The following is a 14,661-nucleotide window of genomic DNA, read 5'->3' as shown; positions in this document are numbered from 1 at the left end:
TAAAAAACTGTTTTTTATGGATTACAGAACGCTTCACCCTCAAATTGCAGCGGCATACCGTGTTCTTGAAACCGGTAGCCCGATAAGCCAGGCCGAAGCCCTTCTGCTTGCAGAGCTGCCGGGAGAGCTTGTGCTTGATTTGGCTTCGCTGGCCAACAAAGTCAAAAACCGTTATGGAACTGGCTCTGCTGGCTCAGAATTATTGCACGCCTGTTCCATCATGAATGCCAAATCGGGGGTCTGTGGCGAAAACTGTCGCTTTTGCGCCCAGTCGAGGCACAATCGGGCTGACATCGAGGTCTATGATCTGGTCGATGCAGAGTCGGTGCTTATTGAGGCGCGGAACTGCTTTGCGGAGGGAGTCTCCCATTTCGGAATCGTCACCAGCGGTTACGGCTATAAAAGGATAAACCCGGAGTTTCAACGGGTGCTCGACATGATTGATCGCCTCCATGAGGAGTTGCCGGAGCTGAGTGTCTGCGCTTCACTGGGCATGTTGGGCGAAGAACCGGCGGAAGCCCTTGCGGCTCACGGCATCGCCCACTACAATATCAACATCCAGGTAGTGCCTGATCGATACCATGACCTCATTGCCGATACGCATAGCGTCGAAGAGCGCATTGAGACCATCAAACTGCTCAGAAAGAACAATATATCGGTCTGCTGCGGCGGCATTATGGGCGTAGGTGAAACCATGCAGGAGCGGATTGCCATGATTTTTGCCCTTCAGGAGCTTGACGTTTCCGTCATACCGCTCAATGTGCTGGTGCCGATTGAAGGAACTCCGCTTGCAGGAAAAGAGCCACTCTCTGTTGCTGAGATCGTGAAAACCTTTGCCATCTGCAGGCTGGCCCATCCCCATAAAATCATCAAGTTTGCTGCCGGACGGGAGACCATTATGAAAGATTTTCAGGGGTTGCTGATGCTTTCGGGTGCAAATGGCTTTCTTACCGGTGGTTACCTGACCACACGCGGACGCGATATTGCCGATGATCGTCGTTTTGCCAGTCAGATCGCAAGTTTTAACTGAGGGAGCCGGCAGTTATGCAATTTCAGGAACGGATCAGTTTGGAGCTTGAAGAGCTCAGACGCCTTGATCGTTACCGGGTGCTTCCCGATATCACGGCCCGTGATGGCAAGGATATTGCTGTGAAAGGCCAGCATCTCCTGAACCTTTCCTCGAACGATTATCTTGGCCTTGGAGATGACCGGGAGATGCTTGCCGATTATGTGGAAACGCTCAGAGAGAAGCGCTATGCCATGACCAGCTCCTCCTCCCGTCTTCTGACGGGCAACCATCCGCTCTACGACCAGTTGGAAGGAGCCCTTGCCACGCTCTACGGGCGTGAAGCGGCGCTGGTTTTCAACAGTGGCTATCATGCCAATATTGGCATCATTCCGGCGCTGAGTGGTCGTCACGATCTTGTCCTCAGTGACAGGAAGAACCACGCCAGCATCATTGACGGGATGAAAATTGCCGAAGCTCCCTGGCAGCGTTACCGTCACCTCGATTACGATCATCTTGAAGAGCAGCTTGCCGGAGCCCAGGGCCGCTATCGCCAGATATTTATTGTCACCGAATCGGTCTTCAGCATGGACGGAGACCTTGCCGATCTCAACCGGCTTGTTGCCCTGAAAGAGAAGTATGGCGCTTTTCTTGTGGTCGATGAAGCGCATGGTGTCGGGGTCTTTGGAGAACGCGGTCTCGGTCTTTGTGAAAAGGCAGGAGTGGTGCAGCAGATCGATATCATTACGGGGACATTCGGCAAGGCGCTCGCCTCAACCGGAGCCTATGCCGTTATGGGCACACTCTTCAGGGAGTACCTGCTCAATACCATGCGCTCCTTCATTTTCACCACGGCGCTGCCGCCGGCCATTCTTGGCTGGAGCCTGCTCACGCTTGAACGGCAGGCCTCCATGAACCGGGAGCGACAAGGGCTTCTGCAGCTTGCCTCCAGGCTCCGCAGTGAGCTGATCGGCCACTCCCTCGATGTTCCGGGCGAAAGTCATATTGTCCCGGTGATTACCGGTAGTAACGCTCTTGCCGTGGCCCTCTCTCTGCGCCTTCGGGATGCAGGCTTTTTCTGTATGGCGGTGCGTCCACCTACTGTTCCGGAAAAGAGCGCCCGTATCCGCATTTCGCTCCGCTCAACACTGGAGTGGGACGATATCGCCAGGATTCCTGAACTCATCGGGAGGGAATGGGGCGCATGAAAACAACATGGCTCAAAAAAGAGGGTGCAGAAGAGCTTCTGCTTTTCTTCAACGGCTGGGGGATGGATCGCCGTATCGCTGATTATCTTCTCGCAGAGTCGCTTTCCGAAGGTTTTGACGCCGATATTTTGCTTTGCCACGATTATCGCACCCTTGAACATGATGCGGGTGACATGCGGGAGGCAAGCCGGTACAGACGCATCACGATTATTGCCTGGTCATTCGGAGTCTGGGCTGCACAGCAGATGGCGCTGCCGCCGATAGAGAGTGCGATTGCCATCAACGGCACCCTGCATCCGGTAAACGCAGAAAGAGGGATCAGCCCAAAGGTTTTTCAGGCAACCCTTGCCACCTGGTCGGAAAAAAGCCGCATCCGCTTCAATCGCAGGATGTGTGGCACCGATGAAGTTCTCTCCCTTTTTTCCGGCATCTCACCCGATCGCAGCGCTGCCGATCAGCAGGAAGAGCTGGAGCGGTTGCAGGAGCACCTGCTTCTGCAGGGTTCAAGAGGTGGCGCAGTATGGCGCTACGATCATGCCATTATTGGCGGACGCGATCTTGTTTTTCCGGCCGAGCAGCAGTACCGTGCATGGAAAGGTCTTCCCCAAACGGTTATTGCCGATATGCCACATTTTCCTTTTTTTCATTTCAGGAACCTGCAGGAGGTGCTCGCATGTATCCGTTAATCGACAAAGAACTGGTTCGTGAACGATTTTGCCGCACCCTTGGCAGCTATGGCAGCAATGCCGTCGTACAGAAAGCAATGGCCGGAGAGCTTGCTGAACTTATCTGCAAGCAGGAGCCGGGCTTTTCGTTTGAGCGGGTGCTTGAGGTCGGGGCTGGTTCAGGGGCCCTCATGGCAGAACTGCTGCATCGCCGCTCCGTAAAGGCCTATTATGCCAATGATCTTGTTGAAGAGAGCCGTATCTCTCTCCAGGGGGTTCTTGACCGTTTTCCTGTTGGGGAGTTTCACTTTCTTGCCGGCGATATCGAGACACTGGAGCTGTTGCCTTTTTCGCTCGACCTTGTTGCCTCCAATGCTACCCTGCAATGGCTTGATGACCTTGACCGATTTTTCGGAAAAATCTCCGATCATCTCAGGCCGGGAGGGATGCTCGCATTCAGCACCTTCGGCCCTTCGAACATGCGTGAAATAGCAAGCATCGAGGGTGTCGGTCTCAGCTATCACACCCTCCGGGAGCTTGAACTTCTTGCCAGCCGCTATTTTGATCTGGTTGTCAGCCGCGAAGAGAAGATCCCGATGGAGTTCAGTTCACCGGAGGCGATGCTCCACCATATACGCAAGACCGGGGTCAACGGGCTCCTTCGCCGTTCCTGGACAAAAAGTCGCTACCTCCATTTTATTGAAGAGTATCGGCGACGCTTTTCTTCTGAAAACGGTGTCAGCCTGACCTATCACCCACTCTATTGCTGTCTGAAAAAAAGAGCCTCATGAGCGGAACCGTTATTGCTCTCTCCGGTATCGATACCGGAATCGGAAAAACCTATGCGACCGGTCTGCTTGCCAAAGCCCTGCTTCAGCAGGGCATAAAGGTCATTACACAAAAATTGGTTCAGACCGGCTGTGAAGGGATTGCGGAAGATATCCTCGAACACCGTCGCCTGATGGGCATCGGAGTGGAGGATGTTGACCGGGAAGGACTCACCTCTCCCTCTGTTTTTCGCTATCCTGCTTCGCCCTGCCTCTCAGCCGCCCTGGAGGGCACCCAGATCGATCTTCACCATATCGGCAACACAACCCTTGCCCTGCAGCAACAGTACGACCTGGTGCTTCTTGAAGGGGTTGGCGGCCTTCTTGTCCCTCTTGCTCCTGACCTGCTTTTTGCCGACTATATCCGGAATGCAGGATACCCCCTTCTTCTGGTGACGAGCCCACGGCTTGGCAGCATCAACCATACCCTTCTCTCGATCGAGGCCTGTGTGAACAGGGGGATCGTCATCAGGGGTGTTATCTACAATTGTTTTGGGAGGTTCGACAACCTGATCGCTGATGATACCCGCAAGGTTATCTGCCACTATCTCAGCAAAGCGGGATTCACCGTACCGATCATCGATCTGCGTGAGGGGCAGCTTGACCCGGATGCTGTTGCGCTTCTCTCTCTCTCATAATCTGTTCTTGCCAATTAGGTTATCAATATGGCCATACAATCCGCTACCATTGATCTTGATTTTGACCGCCACCATATCTGGCATCCCTACACTTCGGTAACGAATCCCCTGCCGGTCTATGCGGTTTCCCGTGCCTATGAAGTTTTTCTTGAGCTTGAAGATGGGCGCAGGCTTGTTGACGGCATGTCCTCCTGGTGGGCCGCCATCCACGGCTACAACCATCCCGTGCTCAATGAAGCTGTGGTGAGTCAGCTTCAGCGGATGAGTCATGTCATGTTCGGAGGTCTTACCCATGAACCAGCCGTAATGCTTGCCAAACAGTTGAGCGAGCTTACTCCTCAGCCACTGCAGAAGCTCTTTTTCAGCGACTCCGGCTCCGTTGCCGTTGAAGTGGCTATCAAGATGGCATTCCAATATTGGGCCGCTTTGGGTGAAACCTCGAAAAACCGTCTGCTGACGGTTCGCTCCGGCTACCACGGCGACACCTTTGCCGCCATGTCGGTCTGCGATCCTGTAACCGGTATGCACTCCCTCTTCAAAGGGGTAATTCCGGAGCAGTACTTTGCCGAAGCTCCGGCGCCCCGGTTTGGTGAGCCGTGCAGTGACGAGGATATTGCTGACCTGCGCCTGAAGCTGGAGCAGCATCATCCTGAAATTGCTGCCGTAATCATCGAGCCTGTCGTGCAGGGCGCGGGAGGAATGCGCTTCTACTCCCCGGACTATCTCCGCCGCCTCCGGGAGCTTTGTGATCACTACAAGGTGCTGCTCATTTTCGACGAAATAGCCACCGGCTTCGGGCGTACAGGCAAAATGTTTGCTCTCGAACATGCTGCTGTTGTGCCGGATATTCTCTGTATTGGCAAAGCGCTGACTGGCGGCTACATGAGCCTTGCTGCAACCCTGACCACAGAGAGGGTTGCCGATACCATTTGCTCAGGCAATCCCGGACTCTTTATGCATGGCCCCACCTTTATGGCAAACCCGCTTGCCTGTGCGGTCGCATCAGCAAATATCCGTCTCCTCTGCAGTTATGACTGGCAGGCATCGGTTTTGCGGCTTGAAGCCGGGCTTCGGAACGGATTGGAACCCTGCAGGGTTTTACGTGGCGTAGCGGATGTTCGTGTGCTTGGCGCCATAGGGGTGGTCGAACTCCGGAAGCCCGTCGATATGGCCATCATCCAGAAACAGTTCGTTGACCGGGGAGTTTGGGTTCGCCCCTTTGGCCGCCTGGTCTATCTGATGCCTCCGTTTATCATACGCGACGAAGAGCTTGGCAGATTAACCGCCGCAGTTTGCGATATTGTGGACTCTTTGCCGTAACTTTCCGCTTCGTACTCTTTCTGGATGCATCAGCATCCCGTTATATTCGATTCTTGCAAGATTTAAATGACAAAAACAGCTATGAGTGCTAAACCCTGGATTCGCCATTACGACAAGGGGGTACCCCACACACTTCATCCCTACCCGGAGGAGACACTGGTCGATGTTCTCCACAGGAGTGCAGTTGAGCAACCCCTGCAACCCGCATTGTACTTCAAGGGGGCAGCGCTCTCATACGTTGAAATGGAAAGGCAAAGCGATGCGCTTGCTGGCGCTCTGCTCTTGCTTGGCATTGGCAAGGGCGACCGGGTGGCGCTTATCATGCCCAACTCGCCGCAACTGCTCATCAGCGAGTTCGGAGTCTGGAAAGCTGGCGCTATTGCGGTGCCCATGAATCCACTCTATACCGTCAACGAGCTTGAACATGCCCTGAATGAATGCGGCGCAGAGACGGTCATCGTCCTCACCCCCTTCTATGAAAAAATCAAGGCCGCCCAGACCGTTTCGCGCCTGAAGAGGGTGATTGCAACCAATATCAAGGAGTATCTTTCACCCATCAACAAACTTTTGTTTACACTCGTCAAAGAGAAAAAGGATGGGCACAGGGTGAAACTGCACAAGGGAGACCATTGGCTGGCCGCTCTTCTTGCTGCCCAATCTGGTGTAAAATTTACACCGGTTGCCATAAAATTTGATGACCCGGCAATTTTTCTCTTTTCCGGAGGAACAACCGGCAACCCCAAATGCGTTGTCATCTCCCATCAGGCGATGGTGATGACCGGCATGCAGATCGCAAGCTGGTTCAGTGTCATTCTTGAAAAAGGAAAAGATATCATTCTGCTCAACATGCCGCTCTTCCACGTCTACGCCCAGGTAGGCATTCTGACCGCAGCATTGATTGAACGTTATCCTGTGGCGCTCGTGCCAAATCCCCGTGATATAGACGACTTGCTCCATACCATTAAAAGCCTGAAAACAGCGGTACTTCCCGGAGTGCCGACCCTCTTTACCGCACTGCTCAACCATCCGAAAGTCAAGCGTGACAGCTCCATGCTGAAGTCGCTCAAACTCAGTGTCTCAGGCGCCGCGCCGCTCATGCTCGAAACCAAAAGACGTTTTGAAGAGCTGACCGGAGGCCGCATTATCGATGCCTACAGTCTGACCGAATCAGCGCTTGCATCAGTCTTTACCCCGATCCTCGGTACCTACAAGCATGGTTCGGTAGGTATTCCCATTCCCGATGTCGAGATACGGATTGTTGATCCTGAAACAGGCTTTGAGACGCTTCCTGAACTGGAAATAGGGGAGATTATCATGCGTGCTCCCCAGCTCATGAAAGAGTACTGGCAGAACCCGATGGAAACCGCGCTCGTTTTACGTGACGGCTGGCTTTATACCGGCGATCTCGGCTATCTCGATGAGGATGGCTACCTCTTCATTGTTGACCGCAAAAAAGATGTCATCAAACCCGGCGGCTTCCAGGTCTGGCCCCGCGACGTTGAAGAGGCCATAGCGGTTCACCCCGCAGTGCTCGAAGTCGGTGTAGCCGGAGTGCCAGACCCCTATCAGGGAGAAGCGGTCAAGGCATGGGTTGTCCTCCGCCCTGGCCATCTCCTTTCCGTTGATGAACTCCGGGAGCACTGCCGCAAAGACCTGGCGGCCTACAAAGTGCCGAAGCATGTGGAATTTATTATCGCCCTGCCAAAATCAACCGTTGGCAAAGTGCTCCGTCGCAAACTTGTGGAGGCACACCTCGCAGAAGCTGCGGCATGATTTACTCTCTACCCCTCTGCCGCCAGTTGGCGCTCTTCGACAGGATCAAGTTTTGCAAATTCCTTTGTTTTCCTATGACGTCATAACAAGCAGTTTGTTCATAAAACGATGCACATCATCATGAATTTCATCCGGAGTCATACCGAGCGCCACCTGTTGACGCAAAAGCTGTAACGATGGATTACCTTTTCTCAACTGATGGAAGAGGGAATCATCGTTCTCAAACAAAAGCCTTTTACCATCAACAACAGTGAAAATATTTGACGAAATATCCCGCCAGCTTTTTCCATGAGGCAGGGTTAAATTTTCGTCTGAAAAAAATTGATCAATCAAGTTTAAAACTGGTTGAGCAAAAAGATTATCTTCGGAACACTCCATCTGTTGTAATGCAGCACGTTTCCAGGCATCCGGGACAAGCAGATAGTTTTCGATATTTTTTCGTTTCCACTCAACAAGGGTTGGATTGTCCAACGGTGGGTGAAATGCGTTTTCGCTGTTGTCAAAATCAAAGAGCATCAGTCGCGAAACTGTCGGAATAATTTGTTGCAGTGCGCAGTAATGTTCATCGGCAGACTCTTTCATGGCGATTTTATTTCCACCACCCATAGGCTTGAAGCAGAGTTTATCCATAGCCTCCTGCGCACCGCATTTGGCGGCCCATGCCCGAAGTATTCGCTCATCACTTTCACCCTCGACGTAAAGGATGTATGGTGAAGCAAGCAATCGGACAATCTCTTCGTTTGATACTTCCGACATTGCCTGCAACACTTCAGGGGTAGACTCTATCCGCTTTGGTTGCTGGCTCATAAGGGATATAATCTGAGAGGCATCAACACCTCGGGCAAACTCTTCAGCATGAGTAGCAATCAGAAACTGTGTGTTTCTCTCCGATGATTTTTGTTTGAAAAAATCAAGAATTTCCCGCTGCAGGTTAACGTGCAGGTGTGCATCGGGTTCATCAAGCAGGATGGTTGTAGGGTTGTAACCGTGAAGAAACGCCAGCAGTGTCAGCGTCTGATGGAAGCCGCTTCCGCCAGCTATAATATCAAACTCTTTATCATTCTGGCGATAATCCACCTTGATATAAACATCTTTTTGCGAATCATACTTTGGCTCTAAGAGTTTTACTGAAAACCAGCGTTCAACAATTGCGGCTAATTCCTGCCACTCTGCAGAGCGACTACAGCCTTTTTTGGTTTGGCCATTAACCCCTTTTTCAGGAGGAGGACAGACACGTAATAATAAATTACGTAACACACTACCGGGTTGTCCTTTGCCTACCTGTTGACGAATCGGGGCAATGTCCAACCATTTTTCTGTCGGTTCAAGTCCTGAAAAAGGAGGGACATAAGCAATTCTTGGCAGCACATCATGCTGTTCCAGTTCACGGAACTTTGTCCATCCGCCTTCAGGAATGGCATAGATGGTTTGCGGAGAGTGGTAGCGCAGGTCAATTCCGAACATTTCTGTTTGTTCAGGTGTGACTTGCCAGTTAACCATTATTTTGATAAGGATAAATTCCTGTTTCTTTTTTCCCTCGACAAGAGGATACCGACGGTCAGTTCTATCCTTCCATAAAAGGTTAAACTCCGGTACCGGTAGTGCTGTGAAGTTGGGAAGCACGACCTGTATTCCTTTCGAGCCACGCCGGGCTGAGCGATGAAATTCGTCCACGCAGTACTGCCAGATGGCAAGTGCCTGAAGTACCGTGCTTTTACCGCTGTTGTTTCTTCCGACGAGCAGGTCAAAGCGGGTGAAATCGTAGGTCTGTTCCCCGACATTCTTGAAATTTTGCAGCGTCAAGCGGGTAATCATAATGGTCTTGCAGTTTTCCTTTATTTTTGCATGGCAACGTTGCTTAACATTATGATTTTTTTTCGCATGATCACAATATTTTGAACACCTTCATCACCTCATCCCCAAGATGGTTGATCACTTTGACAGAAATCCTGCTGGTTTCGGGTTTTTCGATGGGGCGCGAAATATTGCTGTTTAGCCCGAACAATCAGGAACACTGTTTGAGTGTATTGATTAGCTTATCGTAACTTCTCATTTTCTATTCTTTAATTCAATCCAATCTTGGGTCCGATATATACCAGCAGGTACTCGCGAAATGGGTGAAATTGGTTATTTAAAATTCTATTATATTGTTTTTTCCAGAAAATGCTGTTGAATGCGCTCTCCAAGCCAGACTTTTATTACCGACTGGCGTGACACCCCAAGACGGGTCGCCTCTTTATCGAGCGAGTCGATCATCCAGAGGGGAAAATCAACATTCACCCTTTTATGCTGTTGTTTTATCCGACGCGCCTTGTTCAGATCAAGGAAAGGGGTGATATCTGAACCGTCATCAAACGCTTTGTCAAATTCCTCTGTTTTCATAGACTCTTACCTCCTCGGAGCGGGATCTTCTTTAATAAACCGAGGCTCTCCCGCTGTTTTTGATGGAATTTCAACAAGATTGTAATCAACTCACAGTGCCTGAGCTTCAACAAAGTCGATACTGTGCTTGATCCTGTTCAGTCTGCTCTTTTCATGGTCAAACTCAAACTGCATAGTATTTGATTGATGCTGTTTTTATACAAATAATGAGGGGAAAGAAAAAGTTGCCCGTACTGGTAACAAGCTTCAGCGCCCGATGCATAATCTCCGGATTGGCATTGTGGTTTGCATCCTCAAGACAACCCTTCGCGCTTTTATGACTTCGCTGGAGGTGAAATAGCGGTAGTTCTGTGGCTTGATGTTGATCTGTGGCGCCCGCTCAGAGACAATGCCATGACGGATATCGCTCCTGAGTAGTGTGAAAAATAAAGCCATGAAATCGCTATTTTTATATTATTTTTAACATTATTGATGAATAAGATTCATTCGATTATCTTAATTTACAGAAAAATGCAGAAATAACTATACAATGGCGTTTCAATCTTTTGCTGAAGAACAGGTCACTGACCGCATTCGTTTTGAAAATCCCTGGTGGCATAGCGGTAAGGTCGAAGAGTATTACGGAAACATGACACCCCGTCTCTATCTTGATCTCTTTGAGCCGCTGGTGGCAAACGTATTGGTAAGAAGAGCGGTCATACTCATGGGGCCAAGACGGGTAGGCAAAACGGTCATGCTCTATCATACCATCCAGCATTTGCTTATGGAGGGGCACAATCCGCAAAAGGTTGCGTTTCTCTCCATTGATACCCCCATTTACAACAATATCCCGCTGGAGCAGCTTTTTCGGTTATGCACAAAAACAACCGGTCAAATTGATGCCAAGGGATGGTTTGTCTTTTTTGATGAAATACAATACCTGAAAGATTGGGAAGTTCATTTGAAATCGCTGGTTGACAGCTATCCTGAAACCCGTTTTGTGGTTTCCGGTTCAGCAGCAGCAGCTCTGAAACTGAAAAGCAGGGAGAGCGGAGCCGGGCGGTTTACCGAGTTTCTGCTCCCCCCGCTGACCTTCAACGAGTACATTCACCTGCTCAATCTCAATGCGCTGATTCGACCATCAACCTTTACATGGGATGGCGGGATAACTGATTTTTATGATGCTGTTGACATCAGAAAGCTGAACGAGCATTTCCTCAACTATATCAATTTCGGCGGATACCCTGAAGTTATTTTTTCTGAAGCGGTACAGTCCGATCCTGGACGATATATCCGCTCTGATATCATCGACAAGGTCTTGTTGCGCGATCTGCCAGGGTTGTACGGCATCAAGGATGTTGCGGAGCTGAACTCACTCTTTACGGCCATAGCCTACAATTCCGGTCAGGAATTTTCTCTCGAATCACTCAGTACCTCTTCAGGGGGCGTTGACAAGAACACGCTTAAACGATACATCGAATATCTGGAAGCCGCGTTTCTTGTCAGAACAGTCAAACGCACCGATAATAACGTCAAGCACTTCAGGCGGTCAACACAGTTTAAAATGTATTTGACCAACCCCTCGCTTCGCAGCGCACTCTTTTCGCCGCTTCATGCCACCGATGACCACATCGGCGCAATGGTTGAAACCGCAGTTTTTTCACAGTGGATGCATCGCGACTGGATAGAGCCCTGGTATGCCCGGTGGAGCAAAGGAGAGGTTGACTTGATTTGCCTGGATGAAAAAAAGTTCAAGCCCCTCTGGGCGGTCGAAATCAAGTGGAGCAACCGCTACTTTGAGTATCCTGCGGAACTCAAATCACTCATCTCCTTTTGTACCACAAACCAGCTCCAGAAGGCGGTGGTAACGACAATTGACAAGCAGGGAGTAAAGGAGGAGAGTGGCGTGCAGCTTACCTTTGTTCCCGCATCGGTTTACGCGTATGCGGTTGGCCGAAACACACTGATTCAGAAAAAACAGCAACTGTACATTATCTCAAATTCTTGATCATGTTGTTCACTTCATCGTGAAGGTCGTCGAGATTATCATTGCAATTCTATCAAGCATATCCATTCCTTGATCCCTATCAAGAAAATCATCAGCCGTTTTGATAGATGAAAACCGCCGTTCGATTGTTACCAGAGCGTGCTCAATCTGCACCAGTTTTTCAAGAAGCTGGATGGTTCAACCGCAGGCAAGGTGCTTTGGCGTTAGCTTGTTGACGCGCATTGCTACCGAAGCCTTCGTGTGAGCGGCTCGAGTTGTTACGGAAAGTAAATTAAGAATAAACCAAGTTTACTTTTCGCAATAAAAGTAAACTTAAAATTATTTTGTGAAGCAGAAAGGACTCTCGGCGATCACTTGATTGATCAATAATACGGGTCGTTGAGCAAGACGGTTATCTGCCGACAATCTCATTAAGCCCCTCGATAACCCGAATCAACTCTGTCGGCAGAAAGCGATCCGATTTTGCTGCCTATCCGTTCTGCCGACAGAGTTTGGATCTGACTGATCGGCAGTATTCCGGCCACGTCTCAATCTCGCCGTTCATACCCTCTTCTGCCAGTTGGCGCTCTTCTGCAGGATCAAGTTTTGCGCACTCTTCAGCCAGACTGCGGTGCTCAATGCGCTCAATTTTTTCCAGGAACGCCTCCTCTATTGCCTGACTTCGATTGGCAAAAACCCTCTTTTCGACAAGCCGGTCAATTTTTGTGATCGCGATAGCATCAATGGTTATTGCAACTTTTGTTTTTCCCATCAGCCCACCTCGTTGAAAAGTTTTCATACCTTCTATCATACCCACACCTTTTGATAAAAACAACGATTGCTCATCATTTTTCTTGAGAGAACAGTGGTCACGCCATACTGAACGCCTACATCACCTTGTCCCTGAGGTGGTTGATGATTTTTTTACTCACGGAACGCCCCCCAAATGGGTAACATCAAAAAACACTCTGAGTTTCTCTTGATGGAGCACACAGCAGTGAGTATCTTTGAAACAAGAAGCAAGATGATTGTACTGTCGCGTGAACGATTTTTATGAAGGAACTTGATTATGACAGAAACAATGACGTTTGAAGTATCCCAGGACTTGCTGGCATCACTCAAGATTGGGATTCAGGATCTGGCACAAGAGATTCGTCTGATGGCGGCCATAACCTATTTTCAGGAGAAGAAACTTTCACTGGGAAAAGCTGCTGATTTGGCAGGATGTAATCGGCTCAACTTCATGGATCTACTGGCGCGAAAAGGGATTGTCATTTTTGATTATGACGAGTCCATTGTTGACAGTGAGTTACGAGGAGTCGCGCAGTTATCCAAAGGCGCAGTATGATTATCTGCAATGCCACCCCGTTAATTGCCTTTGCCCGTATTGGTCAATTGGCGTTGCTTCAAAAAGTTGTTGGAACGCTTGTCATTCCAAATGCTGTGGCCAGAGAGATTTCTGTTTATAGTGACATTCAGCACGGCCTCATTGATTTGGCACAAGAACCATGGATTTCAGTTCAAACATTACAATCTGAAGCTCAAGTTCATTTACTGTTACCGACTCTTGATCGTGGTGAAGCCGAAGTCATCGCGTTAGCGTTAGAACGAGCAGCAGGATTAGTTTTGATCGATGAGCTCACTGGCCGCAAGGTGGCAGAGTCATTACATCTGACCGTATCAGGTTCTGTCGGAATTTTGATTCAGGCAAAACAGATGGGTGAAATCTCTGCGGTCAAACCGTTACTTGATGAGATGATGCAAAGAGGAATCCGGTATAGCCCTCGATTTGTGACAGCAATTTTACAACGGATTGGAGAATAATCGCAGTTAGGAAGGATTCTATCGGCCAGTGATCTCGTTAAACTGTTTCAAGCCGAAGGCATTTTCAAGGAGATTCTTGGCCGAACCCGTTACCGGATTTTTGTGTTCAGCGAGTTTCTCGACAAGTGCAAGTAATTGAAAAACGAATTTGACAATGGCGACTGTAAAGTTCAACCCAAAGGATATTCTTTATCACTACTGCTCAACAGAGGCGTTTCATTCCATTGTGACAACGCACTCGATTCGCCTTTCATCAATGTCGTTGTCGAATGACTCGATGGAAGGAAAAATGGTAGAAGAAGCACTCGCCCGTCTCGCCGAATGCGATAAGTGTGATCAAGGTACAATTTCGCTTTTACAGGCACAGTTTGAAGTATATCTCAAAGATGTTGATGGATTTGGTTTTTGCCTGTCCAAAAAGAGAGAGCTACTCAGCCAGTGGAGAGCATATGCTTCCGATGCAACTGGTGTTGCCATCGGATTTTCACGTGATTATCTTGAATTGCTTCGAGAAGAATATCTTCGCCAAAGAGATCCGTTTCTTGGATTTACTATTGCAGAGGTAATGTATGATCCCGAAGATCATGAGAAGCAGGTTCGGCCTCTGTATCAACAGATTAAACACGCCATTGATGAAGGGGATTTACTTGAAGCCAAAAAGCATTCGCCCCTTCGTTCATGGAGTAACGATACTGAAACTCAGAGAAAAAAATCGTGTCTGGCATCTCTTGGTTTCTCTACGTTAATGGCTACACTCGCATTTGCTTTTGTTCTTAAATCTGAAGCATTTAAAGAAGAGGATGAGCTGCGGTTGCTTGCATTAATTAATCGGGGGGAGATAAAAAAGTTAGGTTTTGACGTAAAGTCCAATAGCCTTAGACCATACAGGGAATATGAATTAAAAAAGTTTGATCAGTGCACTCCTGTCATCAAGGAGGTTATTCTTGGCCCAAAACACCGCTCGCCGATTTCTGTGGTGGAAGATTTTTTAAGATGTAATGGATTTGGGTATGTACATGTCAGCCGTTCAGCAGTACCGTATCAATAAGGAG

Annotated in this window: 15 protein-coding genes; 11 read left to right on the top strand and 4 right to left on the bottom strand. The window is 49.3% G+C overall.

What is annotated here, in order from left to right:
• Window positions 1-16 precede the first annotated feature (16 nt).
• The 7 genes from bioB (at window position 17) to PPHA_RS13950 (ending at window position 7,437) form a co-directional block, all read left to right on the top strand.
• Entirely contained in the window at window positions 17-1,030 is a 1,014-nt protein-coding gene (gene bioB, locus PPHA_RS13980) for a biotin synthase BioB (protein ID WP_012509453.1), read from the top strand.
• Window positions 1,031-1,044: 14 nt separating this feature from the next.
• The gene (locus PPHA_RS13975) at window positions 1,045-2,214 is read left to right on the top strand and encodes an aminotransferase class I/II-fold pyridoxal phosphate-dependent enzyme (RefSeq protein WP_012509452.1); all 1,170 of its coding nucleotides are present in this window, start codon (window positions 1,045-1,047) and stop codon (window positions 2,212-2,214) included.
• On the top strand, window positions 2,211-2,900 hold the full coding sequence (locus tag PPHA_RS13970) for a DUF452 family protein (RefSeq protein ID WP_012509451.1): 690 nt from the start codon (window positions 2,211-2,213) through the stop codon (window positions 2,898-2,900). Before PPHA_RS13975 ends, PPHA_RS13970 begins: the two co-directional genes overlap by 4 nt.
• A complete protein-coding gene (bioC, locus tag PPHA_RS13965) occupies window positions 2,888-3,670 on the top strand; it encodes a malonyl-ACP O-methyltransferase BioC (protein WP_012509450.1) in 783 nt (260 codons plus the stop codon). The genes PPHA_RS13970 and bioC overlap by 13 nt, the downstream gene beginning before the upstream one ends.
• Window positions 3,667-4,344, top strand: coding sequence for a dethiobiotin synthase (gene bioD / locus PPHA_RS13960; RefSeq protein WP_012509449.1), 678 nt, complete (start codon window positions 3,667-3,669; stop codon window positions 4,342-4,344). The genes bioC and bioD overlap by 4 nt, the downstream gene beginning before the upstream one ends.
• 27 nt (window positions 4,345-4,371) lie before the next feature.
• Complete coding sequence (bioA, locus tag PPHA_RS13955; RefSeq protein ID WP_012509448.1) at window positions 4,372-5,664, top strand: adenosylmethionine--8-amino-7-oxononanoate transaminase; 1,293 nt, start codon at window positions 4,372-4,374, stop codon at window positions 5,662-5,664.
• 81 nt (window positions 5,665-5,745) lie between these two features.
• Entirely contained in the window at window positions 5,746-7,437 is a 1,692-nt protein-coding gene (locus PPHA_RS13950) for an AMP-binding protein (protein ID WP_041526922.1), read from the top strand.
• A gap of 72 nt (window positions 7,438-7,509) precedes the next feature.
• Here PPHA_RS13950 and PPHA_RS13945 read toward each other — a convergent pair whose 3' ends face one another.
• The 3 genes from PPHA_RS13945 to PPHA_RS15785 all read right to left on the bottom strand — a co-directional run bounded on the left by PPHA_RS13945 (window position 7,510) and on the right by PPHA_RS15785 (window position 10,254).
• Complete coding sequence (locus PPHA_RS13945) at window positions 7,510-9,252, bottom strand: ATP-dependent nuclease (protein WP_012509446.1); 1,743 nt, start codon at window positions 9,250-9,252, stop codon at window positions 7,510-7,512.
• A 327-nt stretch (window positions 9,253-9,579) separates the two neighbouring features.
• Window positions 9,580-9,819 (bottom strand): type II toxin-antitoxin system BrnA family antitoxin, encoded by a 240-nt coding sequence (gene brnA / locus PPHA_RS13940; protein WP_012509445.1) that lies wholly within the window; start codon window positions 9,817-9,819, stop codon window positions 9,580-9,582.
• Window positions 9,820-10,065: 246 nt separating this feature from the next.
• Window positions 10,066-10,254, bottom strand: coding sequence for a hypothetical protein (locus PPHA_RS15785; protein WP_150085728.1), 189 nt, complete (start codon window positions 10,252-10,254; stop codon window positions 10,066-10,068).
• Window positions 10,255-10,348: 94 nt separating this feature from the next.
• On the opposite strand from PPHA_RS15785, the gene PPHA_RS13930 reads away from it, so the two are divergent.
• A complete protein-coding gene (locus PPHA_RS13930; protein ID WP_012509444.1) occupies window positions 10,349-11,806 on the top strand; it encodes an ATP-binding protein in 1,458 nt (485 codons plus the stop codon).
• 469 nt (window positions 11,807-12,275) lie between these two features.
• On the opposite strand, the gene PPHA_RS13920 is transcribed toward PPHA_RS13930, so the two are convergent.
• Entirely contained in the window at window positions 12,276-12,557 is a 282-nt protein-coding gene (locus PPHA_RS13920) for a ribbon-helix-helix domain-containing protein (protein ID WP_012509443.1), read from the bottom strand.
• Window positions 12,558-12,854: 297 nt separating this feature from the next.
• Between PPHA_RS13920 and PPHA_RS13915 the strand changes: the two genes are divergently transcribed.
• From PPHA_RS13915 to PPHA_RS13905, 3 genes are all read left to right on the top strand, one after another.
• Complete coding sequence (locus tag PPHA_RS13915) at window positions 12,855-13,133, top strand: UPF0175 family protein (protein ID WP_012509442.1); 279 nt, start codon at window positions 12,855-12,857, stop codon at window positions 13,131-13,133.
• Complete coding sequence (locus tag PPHA_RS13910; protein WP_012509441.1) at window positions 13,130-13,609, top strand: DUF3368 domain-containing protein; 480 nt, start codon at window positions 13,130-13,132, stop codon at window positions 13,607-13,609. Before PPHA_RS13915 ends, PPHA_RS13910 begins: the two co-directional genes overlap by 4 nt.
• 154 nt (window positions 13,610-13,763) lie before the next feature.
• Window positions 13,764-14,657 carry a DUF2971 domain-containing protein gene (locus tag PPHA_RS13905; RefSeq protein ID WP_012509440.1) on the top strand — a complete coding sequence of 298 codons (894 nt, stop codon included), beginning with the start codon at window positions 13,764-13,766 and terminating at the stop codon, window positions 14,655-14,657.
• The last annotated feature ends 4 nt before the right edge of the window (window positions 14,658-14,661 follow it).

It is taken from the genome of Pelodictyon phaeoclathratiforme BU-1 (genome assembly GCF_000020645.1).
Taxonomy (GTDB): domain Bacteria; phylum Bacteroidota; class Chlorobiia; order Chlorobiales; family Chlorobiaceae; genus Chlorobium; species Chlorobium phaeoclathratiforme.
Note: the sequence above shows the minus strand (reverse complement) of the source record. Positions and strands in the feature narration are given on the sequence as shown.

Coding starts and splice junctions, on each gene's coding strand:
- bioB (WP_012509453.1), top strand. CDS start 17: ATGGATTACAGAACGCTTCACCCTCAAATTGCAGCGGCATACCGTGTT.
- PPHA_RS13975 (WP_012509452.1), top strand. CDS start 1,045: ATGCAATTTCAGGAACGGATCAGTTTGGAGCTTGAAGAGCTCAGACGC.
- PPHA_RS13970 (WP_012509451.1), top strand. CDS start 2,211: ATGAAAACAACATGGCTCAAAAAAGAGGGTGCAGAAGAGCTTCTGCTT.
- bioC (WP_012509450.1), top strand. CDS start 2,888: ATGTATCCGTTAATCGACAAAGAACTGGTTCGTGAACGATTTTGCCGC.
- bioD (WP_012509449.1), top strand. CDS start 3,667: ATGAGCGGAACCGTTATTGCTCTCTCCGGTATCGATACCGGAATCGGA.
- bioA (WP_012509448.1), top strand. CDS start 4,372: ATGGCCATACAATCCGCTACCATTGATCTTGATTTTGACCGCCACCAT.
- PPHA_RS13950 (WP_041526922.1), top strand. CDS start 5,746: ATGAGTGCTAAACCCTGGATTCGCCATTACGACAAGGGGGTACCCCAC.
- PPHA_RS13945 (WP_012509446.1), bottom strand. CDS start 9,252: ATGATTACCCGCTTGACGCTGCAAAATTTCAAGAATGTCGGGGAACAG.
- brnA (WP_012509445.1), bottom strand. CDS start 9,819: ATGAAAACAGAGGAATTTGACAAAGCGTTTGATGACGGTTCAGATATC.
- PPHA_RS15785 (WP_150085728.1), bottom strand. CDS start 10,254: ATGGCTTTATTTTTCACACTACTCAGGAGCGATATCCGTCATGGCATT.
- PPHA_RS13930 (WP_012509444.1), top strand. CDS start 10,349: ATGGCGTTTCAATCTTTTGCTGAAGAACAGGTCACTGACCGCATTCGT.
- PPHA_RS13920 (WP_012509443.1), bottom strand. CDS start 12,557: ATGGGAAAAACAAAAGTTGCAATAACCATTGATGCTATCGCGATCACA.
- PPHA_RS13915 (WP_012509442.1), top strand. CDS start 12,855: ATGACAGAAACAATGACGTTTGAAGTATCCCAGGACTTGCTGGCATCA.
- PPHA_RS13910 (WP_012509441.1), top strand. CDS start 13,130: ATGATTATCTGCAATGCCACCCCGTTAATTGCCTTTGCCCGTATTGGT.
- PPHA_RS13905 (WP_012509440.1), top strand. CDS start 13,764: ATGGCGACTGTAAAGTTCAACCCAAAGGATATTCTTTATCACTACTGC.